Raw genomic sequence first — 25,172 nt, forward strand, 5'->3', positions numbered from 1 at the left:
GCTCCCAAATATGAATAATATCCATATTATTACTAAAGTCGTTTTGTTTATCATTTAAATAAATTCAACCAAGCGCCCTAGTTTAATTAGGGCGCTTTATTGTTTTAGAAAAGCTATTCTATAACTCAACTTCTAATGCCTTTGCAAATACTTTTAATTCTAACCCGCTATAAAAACTGATATAGTACAACGATCTCCCTGAACCATCAAACTCAGCCAGCTTATCACCATTTTCAAACCGACCTCGATACAACAAGTCTATAGTCCTAAATTTATCAGAAACATCTTCGTCAAAAACAAATAGGCAAGTATCTATAACAGCATCGATAAACACTACATCAACTTGATTATAGTTAACATCAGTTTCTAGAGTGACACGTTTAAAAGTAAGGCGAAATTCGTTATATGTTCGGTTGTATACCAATCTAATGCACTCATAGTCGTTATGTAGATCAAGATGAGCATCATCCAAATCTAGCGTTATATTATTTTTAAATAATTCAGCTTGTGTTAAACTAATCTTTCCCTTTATTATTTTGCTAGCCATTTACTTAATTAAAAAGGATAATGAAACCTATCTTAACTCCAATCCCAAAGATACAAATTAGGTTTTCCATCATAGTGATCTCTGATACGTTTCGCTACATACATCGCATTCCAAGTCGCCAATCTTTCAAGCCCAAAACAGTCAATTTTAGAAACTTGAATTCTTTTACCATCATAATTGATCCAACATAAATCATCTTTGCCTATTTCCTGCACGAAAAAAGGAGTTGCAATTTTGAATCTCACAATTTTTTCAAGACTTTATTTAATTCAATTACGTTTTCTCGATATCTTGGATATTTTCGAATATTTCGAACACTATGATTTTGATTATTTACGGTACCCACTTCATCGATTTCAAAAAAGAGCTCGTCAATTAAAAGTCCGTTTAATATACAACTAGAAATATATTCTGCATTTTGTTCAAACTTTGGTATTGTTTTTAAATGGTCATGTATAATCTGCTTCGCATTGTCTCTTTGATGTTGTTCAATTGCTGTCATTGGTAACATAAGCAGAAATAAATGTTCAAACTGCTGAAATGATAAAAGTTCATCCCAAGTTAGAAACCATGCTTCAAAATGTCCTCCCAAATTTCCAAAGTAAATGTCGTTAAGAAAAAATACAATTTCATGATCTTGAAATTCAATTAAGAAAGTTATATCTTCCACTAAATTTCCTCCGATAAATTTTAAAGATTCTCCACTTTTATCTATCGAAAAAAATTGTTCTTCCCATTCAGCTAATTTTTCTTTGTCAATTCCGATAACTTCTAGTGCTTCGTCAATATTGATCTCGTTGATGTCATCGTACCCATTGAACCATTTAATATACGTATACCAAAAGAACGCATTGTCTTCTAAGTTGTTTAGTGTAATTTGTCTATTCATATTTAGCTACTGCTATTTAAAATTGGTCCGACAAGCCAATTTATTATACTACCTCCCCTTCAGCTAATATAGTGGAAATATCTTTTGGTTAAACCACCATAAATTTTATTATTTTATCCATCAAACTTGAGGTACTTCTCGCAGTTGGATCCCGGGCGAAAAATCCGCTTTCAAAATATCTTGTTCGAAAAATTATCCTGCCTATCAGACTATCAACGCGATGCAATGCGTTAGGTATGCAGTTCTATTTCTTACCCTATGCCAAGTCGATCGAAGAACAAATCTGTTAGATTTGTAAGACTGCAAATGATCAAAATCCAGATATAATGGAATAGCGGATTATCAAATGTAGTCTATACTGATAAAGAAAAAAATAATTAAAAATATAAAGCTATGCAAAAGATTATTCCAAACCTTTGGTTTGACAGTAATGCACAGGAAGCCGCGGAATACTACCTTTCGGTTTTCAAAAATGGAAAAATAATCAATATTACGTATTACCCCAATTCGGAAGCCGAAGGCCTAGCTGATTTCCAGAAAGATTTCGCTGGGAAAGTGCTTACCGTTGAGTTTGAGATTCTGGGAATGCGTTTCATCGGGATCAATGCCGGACCGATATTCAAATTTAACGAGGCTATTTCGCTGATGATCCCCTGCAAAGATCAGACTGAAATAGACTACTATTGGGAAGCACTTACATCGGATGGAGGACAGGAGAGCGTTTGCGGGTGGCTGAAAGACAAATTCGGATTAAGCTGGCAGGTTTGCCCTGAAAATTGGGCGGAACTCAACAAAAGACCGGGCGCATTCAAAAAAATGATGGGCATGAAAAAGATCATTATTGCCGATTTCTAAAACTAGGTAACGACAAAGTCCATATTCAAACACTGGTGTAAACTCGAAAAAATAAATGTGCCGGCAACGCAGCAATGGCCGCTAGGTTTCAATCATAGACCGAGGCCTTCTTAAAAATTTGAAAATGCGTCTCTGATTATTGCGCAAGCCGTTATCTTTCAAAGGGAGATTGGTCTAGGTGATTTTCAAATATCGAAAATCCGATAGCGGTGACATCCAATGCAGCATTGGACAGAATAACAATTGCTTTTTGAGATTTATCATCAAATGCCACAAAAGACCTAAATCCACCTGTACCTCCAGAATGATGAAATATCGCCTTACTCCCAGCTTTTTTAACACGCCACCCTAATGCCATCACCTGATCTTTATCCGCAAAAGTCAGCTGATGAGTTAAATGAATAGCCTTTGTCAGTTTATTTTTGAAGCCTAACTGTGCCTTCATAAAAATAATCATGTCGTCCAATGTAGATCTTATGGCACCAGATCCCGCCAAAGATTCCAAGTGCCAATACGACGTTGGCCTTCCTTTTTCATCGTATCCTTGTACCACGTCGGTATCCCCTAGCGATGTATTTTTCATTCCCAAGGGCAAACAAATATTATCAATGACCAATTGTCCAAAACTTTTGTTACTATGACGTTCTAATGCTACACCTAAAACCCCAGCGCCTAAATTTGAATAAGAAAATCTGGCTCCGGTCTGAGACGAAACATGATAATTTTTAAGGAAATGAAAGAGTGAATCAACCTTATAATGACTATAAGGATCTGCCGGAACGGCATTAGTCGTAAAAATATTATCTGGGAGCCGAGGAAATCCAGCGGTATGATTTGATAATTGCACAAGTGTGATGGGATGACCATGCCATGCTAAACGAGGAATGGAATCGGGCAGGTATTTACTGATCGGATCCTCTAATTGCATATTGCCATCAACGACTTCTTTTGCCAATAAAAGTGAGGTGAAAATTTTTGTAACTGACCCAATCTCAAAAATACTTTTGGAAGCATCTGGAAGTTGTTTACTTGTCCTAGCAATAGCTCCATAACTATATTTTCTTTGTCGCTTTCCATCAATTACCGCTAACATAATACCTGTGGCAGCACCCTTTTGAATATAAGGCCTGACGATTTTTTCCACCAGCAAATCTATGGAGTCTTTTAACGGATTATTACTTTCTGCTTTGAAATTCTTATCTTCTATGAAAAATGGCAGTTCCTTAAAATTCATCCTTAGAACCTGTTTCTCATTATCAAGCAGCACAGAAAATAATTGTTCGGAGTTTTCAAATTGAATGGTATAATTATACCCGTTTTTAGTAGAATCAATAAGAGAAAAATATTGCATCATGCCCACATTTGCCACAAACTTCCGCATTCCCAACGAAAACTTTTCTTTTGAAATTTTAGATTGATAAGTGGCGGACGATTGCCCGTAAATCACGTCTGATTTTTTTTCATTAAAAAGTCTTTGAAACTCCTCCATAAAATAATTGTAATCGGCACGAGTAGTCTGGGCAGGTAAGTACCGTACCGAGAACAGCAATAAAACCAGGAGACTGTAAAATCTATAATTTGGTTTAATTTTCATTTTTGTGTATTTCGGGTATGTTTAACAAATTTAATATATCCAATTGAAGAATCTTTACTATTTTCATTAATAAGATTTTATCTACATTGTCAAGAATATGCACCAATTATTGAATTTTTAAAATATAAAATTTGGAAGATAATCGATTACATCATTTAATTAAAATTATTAGGCAGTTGTTCCCTTTGAATGATAAGGAGGTTCTACTCTTGACGGATAGTATCAGCATTTTTTCCGCAGAAAAGGAAAATAACCTGATCAGACCGCTGCATGTTGCCGATCGGCTTTTTTTCCTAGAAAAGGGAACTGTTAGAAGTTTTTATCAGAAAGATTATAAAGAAATCAATACCGAATTCTTTTTTGAAAATGATTTTTTTACTGCGTTTACAAGTTTTCTTACCCAGGAAAAAACGAACTTGCATTTTCAATGCATTGAACATTGTGATTTAATAAGCATACCAAAGGATCTCATAGATAAATTGCTCCGGAAGGATACCAAATGGAATATTTTATTGAATAATATTTTAGCCAATGAATATATCAAAAAATGCCGCAGGGAAAGTTCCTTTCTGCTTTTGGATGCCAATGAACGATATCACTATTTTCTAAAACAATTCCCTGATGCAGATAATCGGATACCGCTTTTCCATATTGCTTCATACCTTGGGATGAGTCCTGAAACACTCAGTAGGATCAGGAGTAAAAAAATCAACCAAATTGATCTAAATCAAGTAAACAATATTTAGATTTCCACACTTTTGTCATAGTAAAATTGAAATCATTTATGGAAAAAAGAGTAAAATTTGACTTCGAGATATTCTTTACGAACGGCGGTAGTATCAAAGGGGAAGATTTCAGATTAGATATATCTGGAGACGATATCATTGACAGTGCCCTGGCGGACTACATCGTTGAAGATATGCAGTTGCTCATGGTAGGAAAAGTTAATATCCTTAACAAAGAAATCCTCATTGAGCCCCATAAACGTAAACCAATTGATGAAAGTGTGGCGGAAGATTTCTTAATAGATTTAAGTCATACAATAGAGGATGGCCTGATTACTTACAAGGGGCTACCCGCACCGATTATTTGCGACTATCTCTCCAGGGAACAATCAAAACAGAACTATGATAGCGATACATCTTTTCAGATTGGAAAAATAGAGATGGTCACTAACACCGGAACTTATATCGATTGTCCATTTCATAGATTTGCGGATGGCAAAGACACAGCTCAAACAGTATTAAAAGATTTTGCGCAGCTGGATGCTGTGATGATCCATATACCATTTACAGAAACCCTGAAAATTACAGAAGATCATCTTAAAAATAGAGAAATCAGGAATAAGGCTGTATTAATACAGACCGGCTGGGATAAACATTGGAATACGGAGCTATATTATCAAAACCATCCGTTTCTTACCGAACAGGCGGCAATGTATCTCCGGGACTGTAAAGTTAAACTTGTAGGTATTGATTCCCATAATATAGATGACACGGATGGCAGAACAAGACCTGTCCATACGGTGCTATTGGGTGCCGGGATTTTAATCGTTGAACATCTCTGCAATTTGAATAAATTACCTGCTGAGAATTTTACGTTTACAGCCGCTCCACCAAAATTTAAAGGTGTGGGGACTTTTCCGGTCAGGGCATTTGCTTCTATTGAAAAGAAATAATTAAATTCAAATACGAAATCACCTTTAACAAGAAACACAATTACATGAAAAATAACGTAGGATTAACAAAAGATGCAGGTTGGCAGTTCGGAATCAGAAAAACTTTGCCAGCAAACCTGGAAACACTGTGGAATGTCTTTTTTTCAGACAGGGGATTAAGTTATTGGTCTGAAGGTGTAGACCAGGGTTTTTCAACTTTTAATAAATATTCCCATATCCGGACAAAGTGGAGGCACAAAGATTTCACAGAAGAAGCCAATTTACAGATCAGATTTATTCCTTCGAAAAATCAAGATAAAACAACAATTTCATTTCATGTTGATAAATTAAAGAATGAAAGCCAACGTGAAGTGACGAGAGCATATTGGTCAAAAGTGATTGAAGATCTGAAGCTATTACTTGACTCTTAAATCCCATATGAATAGGGATTGTTTTATCTTCCCTAATCTTCCAAAACTAATTCAAATAGACCGGGATAGCTCTTTACAATGCCTTTCTGATCGACTGTGATCGACGAGGAAAATACGGTATCAAGATTATCGTACAGATATTCATCCTTCTTTTTTCTGCAATAAAGCTGTTTGACTGGCTTTATTTCATTTTCAAGAATGTTGATGTATATGACATCAATAGACTTTGATTGCCCTATATCCAGTAACAGATTATTGATTGGCAATGTATTTGTAAAAGGTGTAACCGAAATATCGATAAAGAGAAATTCATTGAACTCCGGTCTAGGAATTCCATTGATCGACCATAAACCTGCAGCGTTTGTCCCGATAATTAAATTTTTGTGCCCTTCAATTTCTGTTTTTATTTCAAATTCCTGTATGCACCAATTTCTGTCTATTTTTAAAACATAATCTACATTATAAATACGGTTCAAATAGTTGCCAATGATAGACGATTTTACATAATAGGCATCATTTTTCAGTTCTATCGTGCAATCTTCCCAGGATTTATAAACCAAGCCTCTCCAGATAATCTTTCTCATTTCGATCTATGAATTACAGTTTGCGGTCTTATTTCTGAACATTTCTTTGAATGATTTTTTGAGATTGATTCCCTTTCCCAATACCGTTGCGAACCGGTTCTAAAAGTCATTTATGTAATTAAGCAGTTATTGTACCAGTTATTTCTCAAATCTAAATAAAAGGTGAATGTTATATAAATACCGGCCTTTAAGATAAAATTTACTTTTATTTAATTATATATCCATTCGTATTGTCATGATTGCGACTGAAGATCCGATGCCCATATTTGCCATTATCTTCTTGATTCCTGCCCCGCATTCATCTGAAAAGTTAATGAAATCTATTGATCGTTAGATCGAACTAACCTCTTATTCTCGTTACCGTCATTTGGGGAAGCGTTCTCCCATTTCATTTCCTTCGTATTCAATTTTTTTATCAGATACTGTTCTGTATATATCTTGCGTTCATCGTAGAGCGTCACCAAAGTCTTATCATTACTTAATACATAGGTTCTGTAAATAGTGGTATCTCGATTTGAAAGCGCATCGTAGATATTCTTAATACAGGTCATATCTGAGTTGAATTTGTATGTAACGGAACCATCTACGGCAATTTTAGAATCATCATTTGCCACGGTCCATTTACCGATAAGGTTATCAATGGCTATCTTTTCATCTTTTTTGCAAGAGCTAAGAACGACAATAATGATGGCTGGAAATAAGATTCTGTAATTTCTTTTCATAACTTCTTGGTTATTTATTATTGATACATCAACAATACGAGTGAATTTGATAATCTGCTACAGTAGTACTTAAAATCTTGATCTTGTCCATGTAAATACATTTTACAAGACAACTTGATCCTAATCAATACATATCCCATCATCAAAAGCAGGTCTATAATTTCATTTGGTCATTTTTTTTAGTGATAACGAATAGTAGGTTTGTCTTCTGCGACATTGTTGTAGAGACAGGCGTTTAAAAAAAGCGTCTCGACTCGGCCTTAGCACTAGTTTATTTTTTCACCTGAGATACCCATTTCGGAGCACGATCAATAGTCTGTCTAAGGTATAAATTCAATTGTGCAACATGATGCTGAATATGCCGCATATTATACAATAGAATCTCAAGGAGAGAAAAGTTTTTAGATTCGTTGATCCAACGGGCATTCATTCTGCTCGGTGTGAGTTCTTCTATATGCTTTCTAGCTTTCTGTCTACAGTGCTCCAAATACGCAAGAATTTCCGACCTGGTATATGTCCGGTCCGGTTTTTTGCCCGTCGGATCAAATTCTGAAAAAGTAAACGGTTTTGGTGGCTCAAATTTATTGGGTTCTACCGATAAATAATAATCTGTCCAAAAGAGACTGTGGAAAGACAGGTACCAAAAATCTAATGCGGTGTCCCAATGTTCATCGGGACACATATGGATTGCGTTTTCGAGCATGTCTAAACTAGCTCCAAACTGGCTCCAAAGCGCGTCTTTTATCATCATTGAATCTTGCATATTTGACTTTTTACTCGGTGCCGCGATTGTTTCTTGGAGAATTATTGTAATTCTCTATATCAGTATAGGCCTTACCTAAATGCTGTCCTAAGCGTTTTTTTAAATCAGGATTTTCGGAAAAATCCAATTTACGCAAAAAACTTAGATAAATGGCATTTTGAACCCGTTTATCAACTAAAGGCAAATTCTTGGTTAAAAAATCCACCATAACATCAAACTTATCCCCGTCATTTTTAGCTATCGCTTGCTGTATAAATCGTTTAAATCGGCCCATTTGAAAGGTAATAGAAGCCCTGCAATCTTCGTCTAAAAACTCTTCTTTCAAACTCGGAAACAATTGAATCAACTCTTTAATAAACAAATCTTGGTCTTTCATCATTATTAAAATGGCATATTTATAATCTTTATTCTAAGCCTGCTCCCCACTAGCGCGATAAGACATTCGGCAAGTTAAAGATAATTGGTAAAATGTGAGTTAAATGTGTATATTTAATTATGAAGACATATAGGATGGTTACAATATTACGCCATTTAGCAAAACTATTATGAAAAATGTCCTTTTCGCTTCCACACTGGCTCTGTCTATCCTTTCCTGCCAAGAAAATAAGCAACAAAATTTACCTCTTGTAGAAAATGCGGTGGACAATGCTGAATCTGCTGTTTCAGGTTCTTTTAAAAGTTATCGTGGAAATAACATAACTGTAAACAATATCTATTCCGAATTAATTAAAGATGATAAAAATCTTACAGCACTCAATTCCAGGATTGTGAAGACATTGGAGGAAACAGAAGAAGTTTTAGCGGTATATAACAATGTACTGAACACCACTAAATCTTATTACCAGGATGCCGATGATCAAACGAAGGCCATTACAGATTCACTTGTAAAACAACAGGTACAAAAAGAAATTAGCGCCAGTGCTGATCGATACGATCTTAAAGTAAAAAATATAACAGATCATATCAGTCAAATAACTAAAAATACTGAAAAGCTGGTTAGCATGTACACTGCTTTTAAGATCAGAAAAACGCTACCTGAAATTGAAAAGTATCAAAATGCACATCCCCTAAAAATGGATAGCCTGAATACTTTCATTACCAGGCAGAATAAATTGCTGGAAGAATTAAGGAAATTTAAATAAATGAAATCAAGAGAACAAATTCTTAGTCTATTTGATCGTTTAATGAGAAGCTTCAAGCATGAATATTCGGATCATATTTGGCCAACTAGTACCGAAATCTCACTTAGCATCACATCAGATTTACCGACATTCTTAGAACTGGATGAATGATGTCATCCTGATTTAGCTGACAACCAACTACCCAGATGGGATATTTCTAGCTATTCACATTATACAGTCCTCATAAGAGGTGTTATCCTGAAAATATCCGTTTGATTACGCAGTGACCAATAATTTATCAACCCCACAAAGTGTATTCTATCCTTTGCTAACATCGCCTTAATGATAACCCATCTGTAATCTATCTCTACATTATTCTCATTTAGAAAATCATCATAAGATGCAATGATCAGAGACATTAATGCCACTTTTTCCTCAAAAGGTAATTCATATTGATGATACCACTCGATAAATTCATTGATGCGATTGGAGTCTGCCATCTCAATATCCCAGTCCTGCTCCGTACCTGTATAAGGCAACGATAACTTCTTACTGAGTGTTGCGATTGTTTCTTTTTTTGGTATCATTTATATATTTCAAGTGCATACTTCAATTATTGAGTTGTAGCGAGAGCATCAAAATTTATTCACGAAGTTCTTTATCTTTTTTAATTCAATAATTAACGAAAGATATTTCATATGACGGCAATCGAAAGTCTGAATTTTCTTTCTTACTACGAACAAATTAACATAATGGCAATTATACCTCCCATAAAGCTAACAAGCAATAAGGCAAGCAGGCAATAAAGGATGCAAGAAAAGCAATACTTAAAAAAACTGGACTTACCCATTAACACTTGTAGGATTCCTCTTTTCATAAAATCTCATAGAAGCTAACTTAACAAAAAAAACAGTCATTTTCACTTCATATATCTGCTATATGTATGCTTCTGCACAGTATGGGACCTTATTGTTATGTTGTAAAAAAAACCTAGTCTTCTATAACAAAATCGATCGATTTATTAAATTCTTCCTTTTCTGATCCTGACAGTTGATCACGCATGGCACGGATCGTATAACCTCCTCGTAATACTCCCTTCTCTAAATACATCCAATCTGATATTTTTTGGTTATCAATCACTACGGTATCGCCAAGAGCGACCTCTTTCGTAGAGACCGGACTGTTAGAGACAATGCCAGTGAATTGACCATTTTGATAGGTGATATCGCCGACCCAAATATGCTCGAAACTTTTATCAGGAGTATCATATGCAATTTTAAGTGCAAATGCTTCATACCCTTCTTGCGGTTTTTCAACAGCCTGTAAAAACAGATTGAGTGAGTTTTTCGCCTTTACTATGGCTGCGTTCATTGCCTCATCATCAGAGCGGAAACCAATAACATCATCATTTTCAATTTTATCTTTTATGGACGGTGACTGGCATGCCAGCAACAGCGTACTACTGACAACAACAAATAAAATAGGTCTAAAAATTTTTGATCTCATCTTTTAATATTTTGCATACACAATTTTTACTCGGCCATTTAAATAAGGAAATATAAACAAATCGATCCATTCTAAAAAATACGGTACAGGAAACATTATTTTAATTTGCATTTTTACTAATTAGATCATTCATACCAATAGTCTAATTGAAAAAACTAATCAAATTGATGTGTTTTAAATGGATTAAATTCATTGGGTATGTCTTCAGAAATGATAGAATATAATTTCCAAAAATTCGAACTATATACCTTAGTATCATAACACAAAGAGTCACCGAGAAATATTTGGGTTCGACTGTAACCATTCCCGCCTTCAACTACAGGATTATTAATTTTTCTCAACCTACTTATAAATTCACCACCAGCTTTAACAGTAAACTTTGTGCTATCTAAAATACGATCTATGACAATGCTATTATCACCCTTTTCAATTAACCGTCCGGATTGAGCGGTAGCGTGGCCTGAATGATCAATATAAAGTCGAATAAAACTATTTCCTATTCTATAGTCAATTCGTGATTTGTCAAGGGCAGGCTTTTGAAAGCAACCGCTAAGAAAAAATATCAGTATGATAAACAAAAGAATCTTTTTCATCGTCCTGTTTGATAATATAGGTTGTCTAAAAATTCGGAAAATGAATGTCCGCGAAAATCAATCTAATCACTTCTATTATCTTGCTTCAAAATCGAGATATAATACTTCTATTAAAATCTATTCTATAATTCAACTACTAATGCTTTCGCAAATACCTCTAATTCTAGCCCGCTATAAAAACTTATATAGTACAAAGATCGTCCAGAACCATCAAACTCAGCTAGCTCATTGCCATTTTCAAACCGACCTCGATACAACAGATCAATTGTGCTAAATTCCCCAGAAACATCTTCGTCAAAAACAAATATGCAAGTATCCATAAGAGCATCAATAAACACTACATCGACTAGAGTAGATGAATAATTTCGCGCTGACGAGCGGTCATCTGTTGCAGCTCTTGATCGAGTCTATCCCGAATCTTCATAGCACGTTCCCGACGGATTATAGTAAGATCATGTGGAAGCTCAATGGTAAATGGCAAATAATCAACGGAAGAATTGGTCACTTCTGTCCGCCGAAGTGATTGCTCGATTTTCTTTACCAACGTACGACGGAAAGCCTTATATAGGTAGTTTTTGACCGCAACATCTGTACTTAAGTTCTCTCTGTTGCACCATAATTTAACAAATAACTCTTGAATACTATCCTCGATAATCACCTCATCTTGTGTAAACTTAAACCCATAATTGAACAACAGTTGGTTGTATCGTTCAAAAAGTATTTTGAACGACGGTTCATGCCCAACTTGAAACATTTGCCAAATCTGTTGATCGGAGTTCATCGATTAATGCGCGACTTTTTGCTTTTCAGTTTAAGTAGATAAAATTTACATTCAAATCTACCATTTTTTTTCTATGAACAGAAGATCGAATAATTCTACTGCCGAAAAGCGAATATTCCTGGCCCCAATGCGATTCTAAGCATGAAAATAAAGCCTTTTCCAGCTGCTTTAAAGTAATAATTACAGCTGCAATTCCATCCCTGGCAAGGCGTAAAAGAAAAAAATCAACTAAAAATCAGCCTGGAATTTGATTCGCTAACAAGATATAGCTTTCCTTATTCAGGAAGTTGTGGCATAGCAATCCGACGTTGTGTCGGTGTACTTATAGCCTGTAAAAAAGCTATGACCGCATCGACTTCCTGTCTCGATAAATTCAATCTCTTTAACAGCGGTGAATGTATAGGTCTTGTCTTTTCATCAATTTTTACATGCTTTTGTATTGGTGCTGGATTACCAAGATTATAGAGTTCGACCACATCACGCAAGGTTGGAAAGTTGCCGTGATGCATCCAGGGACCTGTCAGACCTGTATTTCGAAGCGATGGTGTACGGAATGCGCCAATATCTTTCTGATCTCCGGTGAGCTGGTAGTGGCCAAAATCCTGCTGTTTGGTTCCGTACAGTGTCTGTCCATCATTATGAAATAGATTGTCAGAGAACAAAGGTGTATTGTGGCAATTTATACAACGTGCTTTGGTGCGAAACAAATGTAGCCCGGTGAGTTCCTCATCGTTCAATGCATCGGCCTGCCCCTGTACAAATCGATCAAATTTTGTTGGATAGCTCACAATACCACGTTCAAAGGTAGCGAGCGCCTGTTGTATTCGAAGCAAGGTAATCTGTTTATCCCCAAAAGCTTGTTCGAAGTATTTCGCATAGCCGCGCACAGCTTTTACATGTGCTATTAAAGTATCCAACGGTGTATTCATTTCCAAATGGTCTTGTGTCGGTAGCAAGACCTGATCTTCCAGGCTCTTAGCACGGCCGTCCCACATTAAAGACTTATAAAATGCGACATTGTACAACGTCATCGCATTTCTTTTTCCCTCACGCCTTCCATGTCCGTGCGCGAGGCTTTTTCCATCTCCAAATCCCAATTGCGGATCATGACAGCTTGCGCAAGAGATTTGCTTTGATGCTGAAAGTCTGGGGTCAAAAAACAACAACTTTCCGAGCAGCGATTTTTCCTTGCTATATGGATTATCCACCGGATAGCTTACCTGGGGCAATACACCGATATCCATAAAACCAGGTCTCACAGCTGAGTCAATATGTGGCTGTGGCCATAGTTCCTGACGTCCACTACTGTAGCGTTCGCGCAGTTCCTGTAGATCTACCTGCTCGTCGGCACGATTTGCAAATGCCGAAATCAACAAAGGTGCAATAAAGATTGCGATAACAATCAGTGTATTCTTCTTCATCAAAGTCCACTTCCTAAAATCCATATGCTATCATTAAATTCACTTGTTTCCGGGTGGTCCCTATAGGGGCAAGATTCTCGCGATTCAGATCAGATAAACATGCCGCTTTTTGATAATTATAGTCTGCAATCAAATGAATGAAATTTCCCTTTTTTAAGCGCTGTTTGAAACCCAATTTTACTTTACCCCCATATAAATTTGCACGATTATAAAGGACATCATGATAAAAGACATATTGATGGAATACGTTTTCATTGATTAGCGGTAGCGACCAGGATGTTCCTATATTTTGGCGAAGAGAACCTGTGAGACCAAATTCTATTTCTTGATTCGCAGCGGTGATATAGGTCCACGCTCCATTGAGTTGATAGTTTAAATGCTCATAGTCCAGACTTGTGCCAGTGCCGCCATCCCTTCTGATTTCATTCAATAAACCAATTTTACCCCCGTAATAGTGTCGCCACTTTTTCTTCGCTAGCATATAAGCTAAATTCAATGCTCCATTATCATTCTGATAAACATAATTCTGTGCATTTCCACTTTCTGTTACCTGGTCCTTTCCACGTGTACTGGACCAATCAAGTGATGCCATATAAGTCTGATTTCCTGATGACAGCTGCCACACCAAATTGTAATCTAGTCGGTTTAAATTATACTGACTGAGTTCATTGATGCGAGACTCGTTACGCAGCGTTTGTCGATATTTCTGTTCCTCACGTAGATAAGCTACATTGCCATAAAAATCCCCTATTGAAGAATTCAATGAGGAGTAAAATTTACCACCAAAGCGCTTCATGTCGTTCTGATAGAACATCTTCTGCTCCAGTAGCCAGTCACTCACCTTCCATCCGTATCCTCTGATAATATAGTTCATGTAGGGCGATTCCACAGCGCTTGTGGCCGAATTTCCATTTTTATAAGCGATTTCAAAGTCCTCCTGCCCATAACCATACTTCCCTTCGAGACCAATATCGACGTTTTTGACGATACGCATACTACCGCCGAGCGTACCGTTAAGTTGCGCTACGCGTATGCTACCTCTCGGATCATTATTGCTAAAATGATTTGCTACCTGGTAATCGAATCCACCAAAGACAGCATATTTTCTATCTGCAAAATAACGCTGTCCCCGTGTCTGGATACGATAGGTCGTTCGTTCATAATGATTGTAGCCATAGGAGCCAAAATACCAGGGGGAAGAGGTGTTTTCTCTGGTCTGATGGGCAAACCTCGTACTATCTTCGACAGATCTCGTATAATTGAAACGCCCCCACAAGCGTACATCTTTAATAGTAACAGCTCCCTCCGAACTAAAATTCAGCATATTTACCCGCTGTGCGTCCTGGGCACGGTGATAATCGCCCGAGGTGGAATTGTATCCCATACTAATCAAACTGTAACGCTGCGGCACCTTCTTTTCCAGCCACATCGGGTTATCGATAGCAAACTGCCGTAAGCGCAATTGCATGCTATCTTGATCAATATATTGAATATAGGATATGGTATCTTGTCGTGCTATCGCTTTGGCCGGAAGCTGGGACAACACCCCAACAAATAGGCATAAGGTAACTTGAATATAATTTTTCATTTCTCTTCGCTTAATCAATAAATCCCTTTGGATTTGCCTTCATTGACACAAAATCATCACTTGAGTTATTAGAATCTTCCAATATTCTTCTTCCATTGATGATCTCTTTTGTTTTCCGAATAACTGAATTTGAGGAACGCGCACCTCCGTCTACAGCGATAGATCCAGCATCGATTTTTGCCGTAAATCGTTTCGGATATTGTGTTGAGGTTGAGGACTGAATTTCCACGCCATCCAAAATATTAGCTACTGGAATCTGAAGGTAATCTGTTCCCAAATTTTCCCTTCCATCGGCATATGGCGGCATATAGCCCTTCCAATTGATTACTGGCCCCATGTTCTGATCACGGAAAATGATCCAGCTGCGTTGACCCGCTTGGTTCATAATCATGTCAGCACCATTCCCCCGGTTGATCAGGCGTATATTGGGGACATTTGGATTATCGATGTCAGATGCCAGAGGTTTAGTACTTCCAAGATAGGGCACATAGTAAGCTTCAAAGTCTGCCTTGCTGAGATCAATCGTGAGGCCCGGATTCTTTACAGAGATTGCTACCCCGTCGGCTCCTACATAGGGCGACTGATGATTGGCTGCTGTTGAGGCAACAACAATACTCTCGCCCGGCAGAATCGGATAGTCTTTTCCTCTGCCCGGAAGCTGGATAATCAGATGAGCGTAGACATAATCACTGTTGGCATCAATATCCTGTGGCATACGATAAGACTTACTCCAATCATACTGTCCACTATTGGGTTGGTATACATAGGTCGTACTCGCATTTGTCGCACCAAAAGCTTCAGCTATATAGAGACTGTCTGCATAGCGAATCTCATCGGAATTATTATAGATTTCGATAAATTGATCCCTAAAACTAGCGCCTTGATTGGCGTCTGAACCTGCGTAATAAATCTGCTTGATAACCAAGCCTTCCTGATTACTATTACCTGTCAGGAGAGAGAGATCCCAATGTGTTGCCGCCGCCCCTTTTACGACCTCGATCTGGCGTATCACAGAACTAAAAGTAACCTCATTGTCTTCACGCTGCCCCGTTAGCTGATTAAATTCTGCCGCACTGAATTTTTTCACGACCTGAACATTATACCTATTTGGAGCCAGATCTAGAAACTTAACGACACCATTTTCATCAGATTTCACCGTCATCAGCAGTTTGCCTTTCAGGGTATAGAGATTTAGCGTAATATCATTCAAAGGCAATTTGCTGGCATAGGTTTCACTTTCGTAAAACGTACTCAATGAGATATCTACGGAACCGTTATCGGCAAAGATATCTTTTTGACACCCGCTAATAAGATAGCTAAAACCAAAGATCAGAAGTATAAGTTTAATGATGATTTTCATGGCGTTATAGTTTAAGTCTGAGTTGCGCACCATAGGTAGGTTTACCATTTGGAATGATCATGGAATTATCAGAGCGTTTATACTGTGGACGATAGTTAAATACATTATAGACATGGAAAGCCAAGCTTAGCCGTTTGCTGATTTCCTTCGATACATTTAAGTGAAAATTTGTATAGACAGCCGGCTGATTCTGATTGTTGATTTCCTCTATAGGCCTTAGGGTATGGGCATAATCGACGTTATCGCGATCAAAATTGGCTAGGGCATGATAAGTTCCATCCTGCGTATAATAGCCAATAGGTATACCGTCCGACGCATCGGTATTGGTTTTATTCATGAGATTAAGTTCGGTTGTGAAATTGATCAACAGTTTAGCTTTGGGTATATGTGTACTTGAAGTAATTGCAGCGTTGCTCACCGTAGTCGTCCTTCGCTGTGTTGGATATATTGCAGATTCTGCACGATTGGGATTGCCCGTGTTGTTGGTAAATGTCGCCATGTTTTGCAAGGGTCTATAGGTTGATTTGGTCAATCCCGCCCTTATATTAAATGAGGTAGCGATCGCCGTCCATTTTGGGGTAGATAGCATGAATTCGATCCCCTGAGTTCTTTTGTCGCCAGCATTCATAAATTCAAAGCGCGATAGCCTATATTGTTTTGTCCCCTCAATAATATAAGGAACTTCCGCATTGGGATCTGGATTATCGTCGTATTTGTCCAGCAGGATTTTCTCAAAACTGTTAACGGTAACGACATCTCTATAATTCTTTTTATGATAAACGTTCACCCCCCATTTAAAATCTTTATATTCATAGGTGGCTGAAAATTCAAGCTGCTCGGACAACGAAGGCTTAAGCTTGCTATTATCCGGTGTAAATTTATCTACATACATCAGGTAAAGGCTATTTGCCTCATCGACACTTCCTCCATTAAAGGCAGTATGCTGATATAAGGGAATCTCATAAAATACCGGTCCTGGATACAATTGCGCCAATGCGGGCGCCTTACTTGCCCAGCCATACGCAATCCCCACGGTCAGCGCTGGAGAAACTGCATAGTTAATATTCGTCCGCGGTGAAAATGTAACATACTTTTCAAATTTGTCCAACCGCGTCCCAATACGGACGTTCAGGTCTCGATGCGCTATTTTCGCCGTAAATATATCCTCCGCATAAAACCCCAGCTGACGTTGTCCATGAATACGAGAGACGTCATAATAGCGTTCTTTCCGAATATCAGCATTTGTCGCGATGGTATTATTACGGGGTCTGGATGGATCGACAATCTGTCCTTTTCCAATATTTTTTGAGTAATTTAAAAATGAGCCAAAATTCACTTGATGCAGCAGTTCGCCCGTCTGAAATGTGCCCGTGAGATCCAGACGTGCTGTTAAATCGATGGGTTTCCCTTCAATATTGGTTACGGCCTGATAGATTCCGCTTGCATATTGGCCTTGATGAACTCCCGTTTCTGTGGCATCTGAGTAGTTAATATAAGTACCGTTGACGTCCTGTTCTTTGTACGTATTCTGATAAGTTTCGCTATAACGGATGTTCAACCCGATATTAGAAAGAAAACCTCGATCAATCCGGTAATTGGCGCGGCTTCCGATAGCGAAATTATATGATTTGAAACGCATGACCGCAGCCGTTGGATCATCGCTATCACGCCGGACTTTATCCATGTTGCGACCATAATCTATGGATAACGTATTGGTAAAAGCTTTTTCTTTTCCTGCGAAGGTACTCCACATGATATTTCCGCCTAGACGGTCGTAGGATTTCAACTTATCTCTGTTGTCTTCAAAGGAGCGCGTGAAATTTCCACCAACAGTGAAGGCCCCAAACTTTCGGGTATCAAAACCTTTACTAATTCCGTAAACGGTTGCATTGTCGCGGAGTTGAACATTAAAATTGAGTGGTGTTTTGCCTGCAATACGGTTGATGATAATAGCACCATTTGTCATATCCCCATACTTTACAGAAGGTACACCAGCAGCAATTTCTATGCTTTCGATATTGTCTGTGGCAATCTGTCGGAGATCGGTACCGCCAAACGTATAATCACCTGTATAGTTATCTATACTGGCGTCACTCCCACTCAGTCCGGATATTTTGCCATTGACATAAGAATTTCCCATACCATAGATTCCCACATTTAAGGTTTGCATATTGGCGTTGTTAGACAATGCGATACCATCCATGATCAGTGCTACACCAAAAGAATTATTGAGTGCAAATGGATCTTTGTTGGAAAAAGAGTTTGTGCCCAATGTTGCGCTTCTTAAATTGGCTTGCTGGACCTGTTGTAAGGAGGGTGCCGCGATCTTTTGTCCAGGAATAAGGCTTAATAAATCATTAATACTTAATGCGCCCGACTGTTCGATCACTTCGCGGTTGATATAAAGTGAACTATTGCTTTCCAGCCGCCTGTTTGTTCGGGGAGTGACAGCTATTTCTTCTAGCCCTACACTCAACGTCGGTAATGTAATGTCGGCAATGGCATTATTTGTCCCATTTAAAATAGTTGTAATGGAAGTCCCTTGCCTTCCAATCATGGAAAACTGCAAGTTTGCTGACTTTAGCCGATGGGCCGGAAACTGGAATCTAAACGTCCCTTTATTATCCGTGAAATAATACTGGTTAAGTTCTTTAAGATGCACGGTTACCAATGGTATTCCTTTTCCTGCTTCATCGACAACCTTACCTGATAAAACACCCAGAGAAGCTTTACTGATCAAAATATTCTTACCCGAGATCTGTAATTTAAGATAAGTCAACTGTTCCAGTTGATTTAAAACCTGTGGAAGCGCTCCATTTACCTCGATATTGATGCGGCGATCCATATTGATCTGAGACTCGTCGTAGAGAAAACTGTAACCCGATTTTTCTTCGATCTGCTTCAAAATAGACTTTAGTGGTTGATTTTTACTTTCAATCTTCAGTTGTTGTGCATCGACAGCTAACACCTGGAAAGAAAGAATTACACCAAGAAGCAGGGCGCTTCTATTGATGGATTTAGAAAACATAGATATATGATGTTATTTTTTACGAACGATAAGTGTATTGGATTCGATACTGAACTGATAGCCTGTTGTCAAGGAAAGCTTTTCAAGCACCATTTCCAACGGCTCATGCCCTATGGTCCCCGAATACATCAATTCGATATCCGGTCGGTCCTGCACAATGATTCCATATTTTCGGTTCAGCTGTTTGGCTATTTCGCTGAAAGTGGCCTTCTCAAAATGCAAAACACCCGTCATATTTTCCTTCTCTTTGGCTATATCAAAGGATTCTACTGCAAAGGTTGCTTTGTCCTTATGATAAACAATAGCCTGCCCCGGACTTAGCAGTAGCCTCTTTGTTCCTTTTGATACCTCTACTTTTCCAGTGAACAATGCTATTTTTGACAGCTCATCATTTTCAAAAGCGTGTACATTAAAAGAAGTTCCCAAAACTTTGATTTCAAGATCAGGGGTTTGGATGATAAAAGGTTTATGGATGTTATGAGTGACTTCAAAATAGCCTTCACCATTGAGGCTAACGATTCGCTTATCTCCATTGAAATGCTTTGGATATCGCAGTGTAGACCTTGGGCCGAGCTTCACTTTGGTACTATCGCTTAAAATTACATTCATATACTTACCGGTCGGTACAAGTTGGCTAACAAGTTCAGTTTGAGTGGCATTTTCCGCTATCGGCAACTGTCTTTTTAAGAATAGAAAACCCATAGATACCAACAAGAGGCTAGCTGCTGTATAGCCAATCCATCTGTAGTTTCGTAAACGATGCACTGGAGTAACATTTTTATTGATAAAGGCCTGAAGTCTGACACGCTCTTCTGCTACCTGGGCCTGACTTGGAACCATCTGCATCAGTTGGACTAATCCTTTCGCATCTTCCACAAGCTGCCGATGCTGCGGATTTGCCTCAACCCATTGTTTCCAATATTCCATATCCTCAAGCCTCGCTTGCAGACAATAATTGATAAAGGATTCATTACAGATCAGTTTTTCCAAAGTAGGTTGTTCCATTCCTCGATATTGTGTTTACACAGTAGTGCACAAAAACTCATTTTTTTACCTGTTTTTATTTGGAAAAATTTAAAATAAGGAACACAACCACTGATAATGAACTCTTTAATTTTTTTATTGCCTCATAAACAACGTTATAAACTGTTCTCAGTGCTGCATTTTCCATTTCTGCGATTTCCTCATAACTCTTATTATGGAAAAATTTTAGCTCAATATAACGCTGCTGTTTTTTTGTCAGGTTAGCCATCGCTTTGCGTAGAGCCTGATCTCGTTCCAATGTTTCTTCAATTGCTATTTTTTGCGATTCGATCGAATCTTCTATCGGTGTGTGCAACAGTTCTTCCAGTGGTATATTTTGGTTAGCCCCTTGTTTATAGATCAGACGTTTTAGCCATACAAAGAGATAATATTTTGGATCCGTAGTTAGTATGGGTAAATTTCCCCGCTTTTCCCATAGGTCACAAAACAAGATATGGATTGATTCTTTTACAACTTCACGGTCGGCATTAATTTTCAATCCGTAACGGAACAGCGCTGTATACAACGAGTCGTATAAAGCCAAGAAACTGTCGCTATCGCCAGTTTTAATCTCGTTCCATGTTTGTAGTGCATCCAAGTGCGCAAAATAAATAATTATTTAGATTTATTCCAAATAATATTAAGCAATTAACAGCACTACACATTCTCAATGAAAATGTGTAGTGCTGTTAAACTAATATTTGAAACGTCTTGTTTTAGTGAAAAGCCCGACAGCATTTTTACTAGTGTTGAAAATTAATTAGCGTCCCATCCCATTTGGATAAGTAACAAGAAATACGAACTGTTCAGTAAGGCAATAATTGACTTCCAAAAAATTAAATTGTATTTCAGAAACAATTTATCTAAGTTTGGCCAAATGAAAAAAATGCTCCTATACTTCTTGACAATTTCCTTGCTCGTCCAAGCTAGCTGGGGGTATGTTGTCATAGGTGCATTTTATGTCAACAAAGATTACATTGCGAAGTATCTTTGTGAAAACCGCGATAAACCACAATTGCACTGTAACGGAAATTGTGTGTTAATGAAAAAAATCAGGAAGGCACAGGAGAAAGAAAAGCAGAATCCAACAGCGAAGCTTAAGGCTGAAGTGTATGATTTCATTAATTCGTATTCACTATTTTCCTTCACTCCAGCTTCGGTTGAAATAAAATCGATTCAACTGGGACCGGTTTTTACAAAATATCACAGTATAGACTCAAATCGTTTATTTCGCCCCCCTATTGCTGCCTAATTACTTTTCCTACAATGGCACTATCGGCCATTGCATTATTCTTAGAAAAAAATCATCAAAGGCAACATAAATTCATGAAATACTCATTTTCCGTATTGCTTGCATTGTCAGGCAGTATCGTATATGCACAACATTCTTCACCCGATACATCAGCTAGGCTACGCGATAGCATCAGACTTAACGAAGCTCTTGTCACTTCCAAATATTACAGAAAATACAAATTGGATGCTGCATCCAACACTTTAAAGCTACAGATTCCCCTACTCCAGCTTCCACAAAATATTCAAGAAATAGACCATAGTATCATCACCGACCAGCAGGCAATTAATATCAATGAAGCCGTGAGCAGGAATGTCAGTGGTGTCATGCGCAACAACACCGCCGATTTTTATGGTCCCTTTCTATTTATGCGCGGGGCTGGGATCAATACCTTACGCAATGGTATTGACATGTCCATGATCTATTATGGGCCTATGCCTGAAGATGCCAATATGATCGATCGATTGGAATTTATCAAGGGCCCTTCGGGCTTTATGAATGCAATCGGTGATCCTGCCGGATCTTTTAACCTTGTCACCAAGAAACCAACAGGTATCACATCCAACCAAGTTTTCTTTCAGACAGGAAGCTGGGATCTCTACCGTCTGGGCACTGACCTGGACGGCAGTTTTGATAAGGATAAAAGATGGCGCTATAGATTAAATGCGTTAGGGCAAAAATCGCGTTCTTTTCAACGCTTTGCATTTAATGACAAAGTCGTGGTCAATCCGAGCCTGACATACAGCATAGACTCCACATCCGCCCTAACGGCGGAGTATAGTTTTCAAAAACAATCTTTCCTTCAATATCTACTCACGGTATTCTCTCCCTATGGATTCGCATCGCTCCCACGTGATTTCAGTATTGCTGACCCAACGAAGGATCCTGTACAGGCCGCCGAACACAGCGCATTTTTAACGTATACAAAAAAACTAAGCAGCAACTGGAACCTGACAGCAAAAACTGCTTACGCCAATAGCCATATGGATGGCAACTATTTTTTTGTATCTGCCTATGATAAAAACCGGCCATCCGAAATCAAAAGACGTGTTACTTACGAAAGATTTACGACCGATGTTGCCTCCATTCAGGTCTTTGTGAACGGTCTGTTCAAAACAGGTGAGCTCGATCATCACATTTTGGCCAGCTTGGACGGAAATCGAAAGTCGTTACTTGGCTACTCAGGATATAATGACAAAAGTGCCAACCAAACGCTATACCCGCTAGATGTTAATAACCCCGTGTATGGTACACCATTCGATGACAACAAAAAGTCAGGTTCACTCGAAAGCATTGCAACAAATAAACAGCAGATAAAATATTTAGCTTTCTACCTACAGGATGAACTTGGTTTCTTACAGAATCAACTACATCTAACCTTGGCGGCGCGCTTAACACGATCGAAAAGCGATATTGATATCCCTGCAAAATCCAGTGTTTCGGATCTCGTCCTCACACCTCGTCTCGGTGTAAACTATGCACTCAGCACAAACGCCTCGATTTATGCATTATATGACCATACCTTTACGCCACAAAGTGGCTTAAGTGCGGAAGGGAAAACATTCGATCCGCTACGCGGGAAAAATTATGAAATTGGTATAAAAAAAGACTGGTGGAATGGCAAATGGAACAGTACCCTATCCCTTTATCATATTACCCGCGACAATATTTTGGTGACCGACCCTTCGACAAACCTGCAATCACAAATTGGGCAGACCAAGTCCAAAGGAATTGAGTTTGACCTCAAAGGTGAAATTGTCAAGGGATTGAATGCCGTCATTAATTATGCGTATACCGATAGTTATATTTCCGCCGATGCCAATCCAGCACTGGTAGGTAAGGCTACCCCCTATCGCGTAAGGCATATACAAAACACTTGGCTAAATTATCGGCTTCCTTTTGAGAAACTGACGGGACTGAGTATTTCCACAGGCTACCAATATCAAGCTGGTAGAGCTGGCCGATATCCGCAGGATGAAATTCCATCCATTGCAGCGCTCTTTCGCCTGGATGCTGGTCTAGGTTGGACAAATGGCAAAATAACAATCAATAGTCTTATCAATAACCTGACAAACCGATTCAATTATGGGAGTGCCTGGACAAGGCCAATAGGTCTCTACGCCTATGTGCCCTATGCCCCGCGTGAGTTCCGGTTGAATGTATCTTATAATTTCTAGCCATGAAGACGATAACCAAGTGGGCATTCCGCTGGCATGGATGGCTGGGACTAAGTTCGGGGCTATGCTTTCTAATTTTGGGGATTACAGGGTCATTGTTGCTATTCCGACACAATCTTGACAGAGCATTCAACCCAGACATCTATCATAGGCCCGACAGCGGGCTTATGATCTCTGCTGACAGCGCCTATAGGGTTGTCGCAGAAGTTTTTCCGGATTTGGAAAAAATTGTCCTACACGACTTTCCGCTATCATCGGAAGAACCCTACGAATTTATGCTTTATCGAAAGACCAAAAGCCCTTACGATAATCATTTGAGTTTTGCTTTTGTAGACTCACATCGGGGTATAATTCTGCGCCAAGGCAACTACGAGGACCTTAGTGGTTCATTTTTTAGATGGATATATGCCATGCATTACAGCTTTTTACTCGGTCGCATCGGACAAGGTATCTGCGCCATTGTCGGCATACTTCTCTTAATGACGATTATTTCGGGCCTGGTTGTCTATAGGAAATACATCAAGAAAGTTATTTTATTTCAGGTACCGCTATACAAGGGAGGGCGGCGACTATACTCCTCCTTGCATCGGGTGGTAGGAGTTTGGTCAGCCTTGATCAATATCGTCCTGCTGGTCACAGGTGTATGGATGAATATTCCCGTTTTTCAGAACCTTTTTTCTGACCACAAAACCATCGCGCAGCAACAGGGTGCCTTCGCGGAAAAACCAAATTTAGATAAACTACTGGACTACTGCGAAGTAGCTGCTCCGGGATTTGAACCCATTGCGATAAATATTCCAAAAGATAATAAATCCCCTATTTTGGTCCGCGGTCACCTGCCAGGTACCACATTCTTTTTGTTTGGTGGAAAGGCGAGCAATTTTGCTTTCGATCCTGTTCATGCAACCTTTATGGGGCAACTGGATATTGAAAAAGCAGATTTTTCGAAAAGAATTTCATGGGCAATTTATCAATTGCATATTGGCGGATTTGGCGGTTACATCGTAAAGTTTATCTATGCTTTAATCGGGTTGACACCAGCATTACTTGCTTTGACTGGTACCTATCTATGGTATAAGCGTAATTGGTAAATTAAGCTTTATTAATAAAGTAATAAGATTTACTGGCCAAATTCCCCCTCTTGGATTCGAAGGGGGGGAAGCAAGCCTTTACAGGTATTGACCTAAGATTATAAGGTCGACGAAAAGTCGAAGGATTCTGACTCCTTGATATAATTGATA

General features: G+C 38.5%; 27 protein-coding genes. 8 read left to right on the forward strand and 19 right to left on the reverse strand.

Features of this window, described 5'->3' with window-relative positions; genetic code table 11:
• Positions 1 to 118: 118 nt before the first annotated feature.
• From ACLCDV_RS19185 to ACLCDV_RS19195, 3 genes are read right to left on the reverse strand one after another with little or no spacing between them, the layout of a single operon-like run.
• Positions 119 to 547, reverse strand: a complete 429-nt coding sequence (locus ACLCDV_RS19185; RefSeq protein WP_317664830.1) for a hypothetical protein — start codon at positions 545 to 547, stop codon at positions 119 to 121.
• Positions 548 to 579: 32 nt separating this feature from the next.
• A complete protein-coding gene (locus ACLCDV_RS19190; protein ID WP_317664828.1) occupies positions 580 to 792 on the reverse strand; it encodes a hypothetical protein in 213 nt (70 codons plus the stop codon).
• Positions 789 to 1,436 (reverse strand): Imm19 family immunity protein, encoded by a 648-nt coding sequence (locus ACLCDV_RS19195; RefSeq protein WP_317664826.1) that lies wholly within the window; start codon positions 1,434 to 1,436, stop codon positions 789 to 791. The genes ACLCDV_RS19190 and ACLCDV_RS19195 overlap by 4 nt, the downstream gene beginning before the upstream one ends.
• A 393-nt stretch (positions 1,437 to 1,829) precedes the next feature.
• Here ACLCDV_RS19195 and ACLCDV_RS19200 point away from each other — a divergent pair, with 393 nt between their 5' ends.
• Complete coding sequence (locus tag ACLCDV_RS19200; protein ID WP_317664825.1) at positions 1,830 to 2,291, forward strand: VOC family protein; 462 nt, start codon at positions 1,830 to 1,832, stop codon at positions 2,289 to 2,291.
• Between the two features lie 151 nt (positions 2,292 to 2,442).
• On the opposite strand, the gene ACLCDV_RS19205 is transcribed toward ACLCDV_RS19200, so the two are convergent.
• Positions 2,443 to 3,885, reverse strand: coding sequence for a serine hydrolase domain-containing protein (locus tag ACLCDV_RS19205; RefSeq protein ID WP_411971995.1), 1,443 nt, complete (start codon positions 3,883 to 3,885; stop codon positions 2,443 to 2,445).
• Between the two features lie 131 nt (positions 3,886 to 4,016).
• Here ACLCDV_RS19205 and ACLCDV_RS19210 point away from each other — a divergent pair, with 131 nt between their 5' ends.
• The 3 genes from ACLCDV_RS19210 to ACLCDV_RS19220 are packed head-to-tail and all read left to right on the forward strand — an operon-like array spanning position 4,017 to position 5,973.
• Positions 4,017 to 4,631, forward strand: coding sequence for a Crp/Fnr family transcriptional regulator (locus ACLCDV_RS19210; protein WP_317664822.1), 615 nt, complete (start codon positions 4,017 to 4,019; stop codon positions 4,629 to 4,631).
• 38 nt (positions 4,632 to 4,669) lie between these two features.
• Positions 4,670 to 5,563, forward strand: coding sequence for a cyclase family protein (locus ACLCDV_RS19215; protein WP_333574498.1), 894 nt, complete (start codon positions 4,670 to 4,672; stop codon positions 5,561 to 5,563).
• A gap of 44 nt (positions 5,564 to 5,607) precedes the next feature.
• Positions 5,608 to 5,973 carry an SRPBCC domain-containing protein gene (locus tag ACLCDV_RS19220; RefSeq protein ID WP_317664819.1) on the forward strand — a complete coding sequence of 122 codons (366 nt, stop codon included), beginning with the start codon at positions 5,608 to 5,610 and terminating at the stop codon, positions 5,971 to 5,973.
• Between the two features lie 32 nt (positions 5,974 to 6,005).
• On the opposite strand, the gene ACLCDV_RS19225 is transcribed toward ACLCDV_RS19220, so the two are convergent.
• From ACLCDV_RS19225 to ACLCDV_RS19240, 4 genes are all read right to left on the reverse strand, one after another.
• Positions 6,006 to 6,557: a putative glycolipid-binding domain-containing protein gene (locus tag ACLCDV_RS19225; protein ID WP_317664817.1), complete on the reverse strand. Its 552-nt coding sequence runs from the start codon at positions 6,555 to 6,557 to the stop codon at positions 6,006 to 6,008.
• 320 nt (positions 6,558 to 6,877) lie between these two features.
• Positions 6,878 to 7,279 (reverse strand): hypothetical protein, encoded by a 402-nt coding sequence (locus ACLCDV_RS19230; protein ID WP_411971996.1) that lies wholly within the window; start codon positions 7,277 to 7,279, stop codon positions 6,878 to 6,880.
• A gap of 271 nt (positions 7,280 to 7,550) precedes the next feature.
• Positions 7,551 to 8,030, reverse strand: coding sequence for a DinB family protein (locus ACLCDV_RS19235; RefSeq protein WP_333574495.1), 480 nt, complete (start codon positions 8,028 to 8,030; stop codon positions 7,551 to 7,553).
• A 22-nt stretch (positions 8,031 to 8,052) separates the two neighbouring features.
• A complete protein-coding gene (locus ACLCDV_RS19240; RefSeq protein ID WP_317664811.1) occupies positions 8,053 to 8,421 on the reverse strand; it encodes a hypothetical protein in 369 nt (122 codons plus the stop codon).
• Between the two features lie 166 nt (positions 8,422 to 8,587).
• Between ACLCDV_RS19240 and ACLCDV_RS19245 the strand changes: the two genes are divergently transcribed.
• Positions 8,588 to 9,184 carry a hypothetical protein gene (locus ACLCDV_RS19245; protein ID WP_317664809.1) on the forward strand — a complete coding sequence of 199 codons (597 nt, stop codon included), beginning with the start codon at positions 8,588 to 8,590 and terminating at the stop codon, positions 9,182 to 9,184.
• 209 nt (positions 9,185 to 9,393) lie between these two features.
• On the opposite strand, the gene ACLCDV_RS19250 is transcribed toward ACLCDV_RS19245, so the two are convergent.
• From ACLCDV_RS19250 to ACLCDV_RS19300, 11 genes are all read right to left on the reverse strand, one after another.
• The gene (locus ACLCDV_RS19250) at positions 9,394 to 9,750 is read right to left on the reverse strand and encodes a hypothetical protein (RefSeq protein WP_317664807.1); all 357 of its coding nucleotides are present in this window, start codon (positions 9,748 to 9,750) and stop codon (positions 9,394 to 9,396) included.
• Between the two features lie 403 nt (positions 9,751 to 10,153).
• Complete coding sequence (locus tag ACLCDV_RS19255; protein ID WP_317664805.1) at positions 10,154 to 10,669, reverse strand: YegJ family protein; 516 nt, start codon at positions 10,667 to 10,669, stop codon at positions 10,154 to 10,156.
• 155 nt (positions 10,670 to 10,824) lie between these two features.
• A complete protein-coding gene (locus ACLCDV_RS19260) occupies positions 10,825 to 11,262 on the reverse strand; it encodes a hypothetical protein (protein WP_317664803.1) in 438 nt (145 codons plus the stop codon).
• A 122-nt stretch (positions 11,263 to 11,384) separates the two neighbouring features.
• A complete protein-coding gene (locus ACLCDV_RS19265) occupies positions 11,385 to 11,582 on the reverse strand; it encodes a hypothetical protein (RefSeq protein WP_317664801.1) in 198 nt (65 codons plus the stop codon).
• A gap of 26 nt (positions 11,583 to 11,608) precedes the next feature.
• Positions 11,609 to 12,043: an RNA polymerase sigma factor gene (locus tag ACLCDV_RS19270; RefSeq protein ID WP_411971997.1), complete on the reverse strand. Its 435-nt coding sequence runs from the start codon at positions 12,041 to 12,043 to the stop codon at positions 11,609 to 11,611.
• Between the two features lie 275 nt (positions 12,044 to 12,318).
• Complete coding sequence (locus ACLCDV_RS19275; protein ID WP_317664798.1) at positions 12,319 to 13,488, reverse strand: cytochrome-c peroxidase; 1,170 nt, start codon at positions 13,486 to 13,488, stop codon at positions 12,319 to 12,321.
• A complete protein-coding gene (locus ACLCDV_RS19280) occupies positions 13,478 to 15,052 on the reverse strand; it encodes a DUF6850 family outer membrane beta-barrel protein (RefSeq protein WP_317664796.1) in 1,575 nt (524 codons plus the stop codon). The genes ACLCDV_RS19275 and ACLCDV_RS19280 overlap by 11 nt, the downstream gene beginning before the upstream one ends.
• 10 nt (positions 15,053 to 15,062) lie before the next feature.
• Entirely contained in the window at positions 15,063 to 16,412 is a 1,350-nt protein-coding gene (locus tag ACLCDV_RS19285) for a DUF4876 domain-containing protein (RefSeq protein WP_317664794.1), read from the reverse strand.
• A gap of 4 nt (positions 16,413 to 16,416) precedes the next feature.
• The gene (locus ACLCDV_RS19290) at positions 16,417 to 19,440 is read right to left on the reverse strand and encodes a TonB-dependent receptor domain-containing protein (RefSeq protein ID WP_411971998.1); all 3,024 of its coding nucleotides are present in this window, start codon (positions 19,438 to 19,440) and stop codon (positions 16,417 to 16,419) included.
• Between the two features lie 12 nt (positions 19,441 to 19,452).
• Complete coding sequence (locus ACLCDV_RS19295) at positions 19,453 to 20,445, reverse strand: FecR family protein (protein ID WP_333574494.1); 993 nt, start codon at positions 20,443 to 20,445, stop codon at positions 19,453 to 19,455.
• A 55-nt stretch (positions 20,446 to 20,500) separates the two neighbouring features.
• Complete coding sequence (locus ACLCDV_RS19300; RefSeq protein WP_317664790.1) at positions 20,501 to 21,061, reverse strand: sigma-70 family RNA polymerase sigma factor; 561 nt, start codon at positions 21,059 to 21,061, stop codon at positions 20,501 to 20,503.
• A 279-nt stretch (positions 21,062 to 21,340) separates the two neighbouring features.
• Here ACLCDV_RS19300 and ACLCDV_RS19305 point away from each other — a divergent pair, with 279 nt between their 5' ends.
• The 3 genes from ACLCDV_RS19305 to ACLCDV_RS19315 all read left to right on the forward strand — a co-directional run bounded on the left by ACLCDV_RS19305 (position 21,341) and on the right by ACLCDV_RS19315 (position 25,022).
• Positions 21,341 to 21,715, forward strand: coding sequence for a hypothetical protein (locus ACLCDV_RS19305; RefSeq protein ID WP_317664789.1), 375 nt, complete (start codon positions 21,341 to 21,343; stop codon positions 21,713 to 21,715).
• Positions 21,716 to 21,789: 74 nt separating this feature from the next.
• The gene (locus tag ACLCDV_RS19310; RefSeq protein WP_317664788.1) at positions 21,790 to 23,931 is read left to right on the forward strand and encodes a TonB-dependent receptor; all 2,142 of its coding nucleotides are present in this window, start codon (positions 21,790 to 21,792) and stop codon (positions 23,929 to 23,931) included.
• A 2-nt stretch (positions 23,932 to 23,933) separates the two neighbouring features.
• Positions 23,934 to 25,022, forward strand: coding sequence for a PepSY-associated TM helix domain-containing protein (locus tag ACLCDV_RS19315; RefSeq protein WP_317664786.1), 1,089 nt, complete (start codon positions 23,934 to 23,936; stop codon positions 25,020 to 25,022).
• Positions 25,023 to 25,172 lie beyond the last annotated feature (150 nt).

The sequence above is a fragment of the Sphingobacterium sp. Lzh-3 genome (genome assembly GCF_046764375.1).
GTDB lineage: Bacteria > Bacteroidota > Bacteroidia > Sphingobacteriales > Sphingobacteriaceae > Sphingobacterium.

What these genes read in the sequence shown, in the direction of transcription:
- ACLCDV_RS19200 (WP_317664825.1), top strand. Translation starts at nt 1,830, where the DNA reads ATGCAAAAGATTATTCCAAACCTTTGGTTTGACAGTAATGCACAGGAA.
- ACLCDV_RS19315 (WP_317664786.1), top strand. Translation starts at nt 23,934, where the DNA reads ATGAAGACGATAACCAAGTGGGCATTCCGCTGGCATGGATGGCTGGGA.
- ACLCDV_RS19205 (WP_411971995.1), bottom strand. Translation starts at nt 3,885, where the DNA reads ATGAAAATTAAACCAAATTATAGATTTTACAGTCTCCTGGTTTTATTG.
- ACLCDV_RS19250 (WP_317664807.1), bottom strand. Translation starts at nt 9,750, where the DNA reads ATGATACCAAAAAAAGAAACAATCGCAACACTCAGTAAGAAGTTATCG.
- ACLCDV_RS19215 (WP_333574498.1), top strand. Translation starts at nt 4,670, where the DNA reads ATGGAAAAAAGAGTAAAATTTGACTTCGAGATATTCTTTACGAACGGC.
- ACLCDV_RS19240 (WP_317664811.1), bottom strand. Translation starts at nt 8,421, where the DNA reads ATGATGAAAGACCAAGATTTGTTTATTAAAGAGTTGATTCAATTGTTT.
- ACLCDV_RS19290 (WP_411971998.1), bottom strand. Translation starts at nt 19,440, where the DNA reads ATGTTTTCTAAATCCATCAATAGAAGCGCCCTGCTTCTTGGTGTAATT.
- ACLCDV_RS19285 (WP_317664794.1), bottom strand. Translation starts at nt 16,412, where the DNA reads ATGAAAATCATCATTAAACTTATACTTCTGATCTTTGGTTTTAGCTAT.
- ACLCDV_RS19305 (WP_317664789.1), top strand. Translation starts at nt 21,341, where the DNA reads ATGAAAAAAATGCTCCTATACTTCTTGACAATTTCCTTGCTCGTCCAA.
- ACLCDV_RS19260 (WP_317664803.1), bottom strand. Translation starts at nt 11,262, where the DNA reads ATGAAAAAGATTCTTTTGTTTATCATACTGATATTTTTTCTTAGCGGT.
- ACLCDV_RS19295 (WP_333574494.1), bottom strand. Translation starts at nt 20,445, where the DNA reads ATGGAACAACCTACTTTGGAAAAACTGATCTGTAATGAATCCTTTATC.
- ACLCDV_RS19255 (WP_317664805.1), bottom strand. Translation starts at nt 10,669, where the DNA reads ATGAGATCAAAAATTTTTAGACCTATTTTATTTGTTGTTGTCAGTAGT.
- ACLCDV_RS19265 (WP_317664801.1), bottom strand. Translation starts at nt 11,582, where the DNA reads ATGGATACTTGCATATTTGTTTTTGACGAAGATGTTTCTGGGGAATTT.
- ACLCDV_RS19310 (WP_317664788.1), top strand. Translation starts at nt 21,790, where the DNA reads ATGAAATACTCATTTTCCGTATTGCTTGCATTGTCAGGCAGTATCGTA.
- ACLCDV_RS19220 (WP_317664819.1), top strand. Translation starts at nt 5,608, where the DNA reads ATGAAAAATAACGTAGGATTAACAAAAGATGCAGGTTGGCAGTTCGGA.
- ACLCDV_RS19225 (WP_317664817.1), bottom strand. Translation starts at nt 6,557, where the DNA reads ATGAGAAAGATTATCTGGAGAGGCTTGGTTTATAAATCCTGGGAAGAT.
- ACLCDV_RS19185 (WP_317664830.1), bottom strand. Translation starts at nt 547, where the DNA reads ATGGCTAGCAAAATAATAAAGGGAAAGATTAGTTTAACACAAGCTGAA.
- ACLCDV_RS19230 (WP_411971996.1), bottom strand. Translation starts at nt 7,279, where the DNA reads ATGAAAAGAAATTACAGAATCTTATTTCCAGCCATCATTATTGTCGTT.
- ACLCDV_RS19270 (WP_411971997.1), bottom strand. Translation starts at nt 12,043, where the DNA reads ATGAACTCCGATCAACAGATTTGGCAAATGTTTCAAGTTGGGCATGAA.
- ACLCDV_RS19195 (WP_317664826.1), bottom strand. Translation starts at nt 1,436, where the DNA reads ATGAATAGACAAATTACACTAAACAACTTAGAAGACAATGCGTTCTTT.
- ACLCDV_RS19245 (WP_317664809.1), top strand. Translation starts at nt 8,588, where the DNA reads ATGAAAAATGTCCTTTTCGCTTCCACACTGGCTCTGTCTATCCTTTCC.
- ACLCDV_RS19280 (WP_317664796.1), bottom strand. Translation starts at nt 15,052, where the DNA reads ATGAAAAATTATATTCAAGTTACCTTATGCCTATTTGTTGGGGTGTTG.
- ACLCDV_RS19235 (WP_333574495.1), bottom strand. Translation starts at nt 8,030, where the DNA reads ATGATGATAAAAGACGCGCTTTGGAGCCAGTTTGGAGCTAGTTTAGAC.
- ACLCDV_RS19275 (WP_317664798.1), bottom strand. Translation starts at nt 13,488, where the DNA reads ATGGATTTTAGGAAGTGGACTTTGATGAAGAAGAATACACTGATTGTT.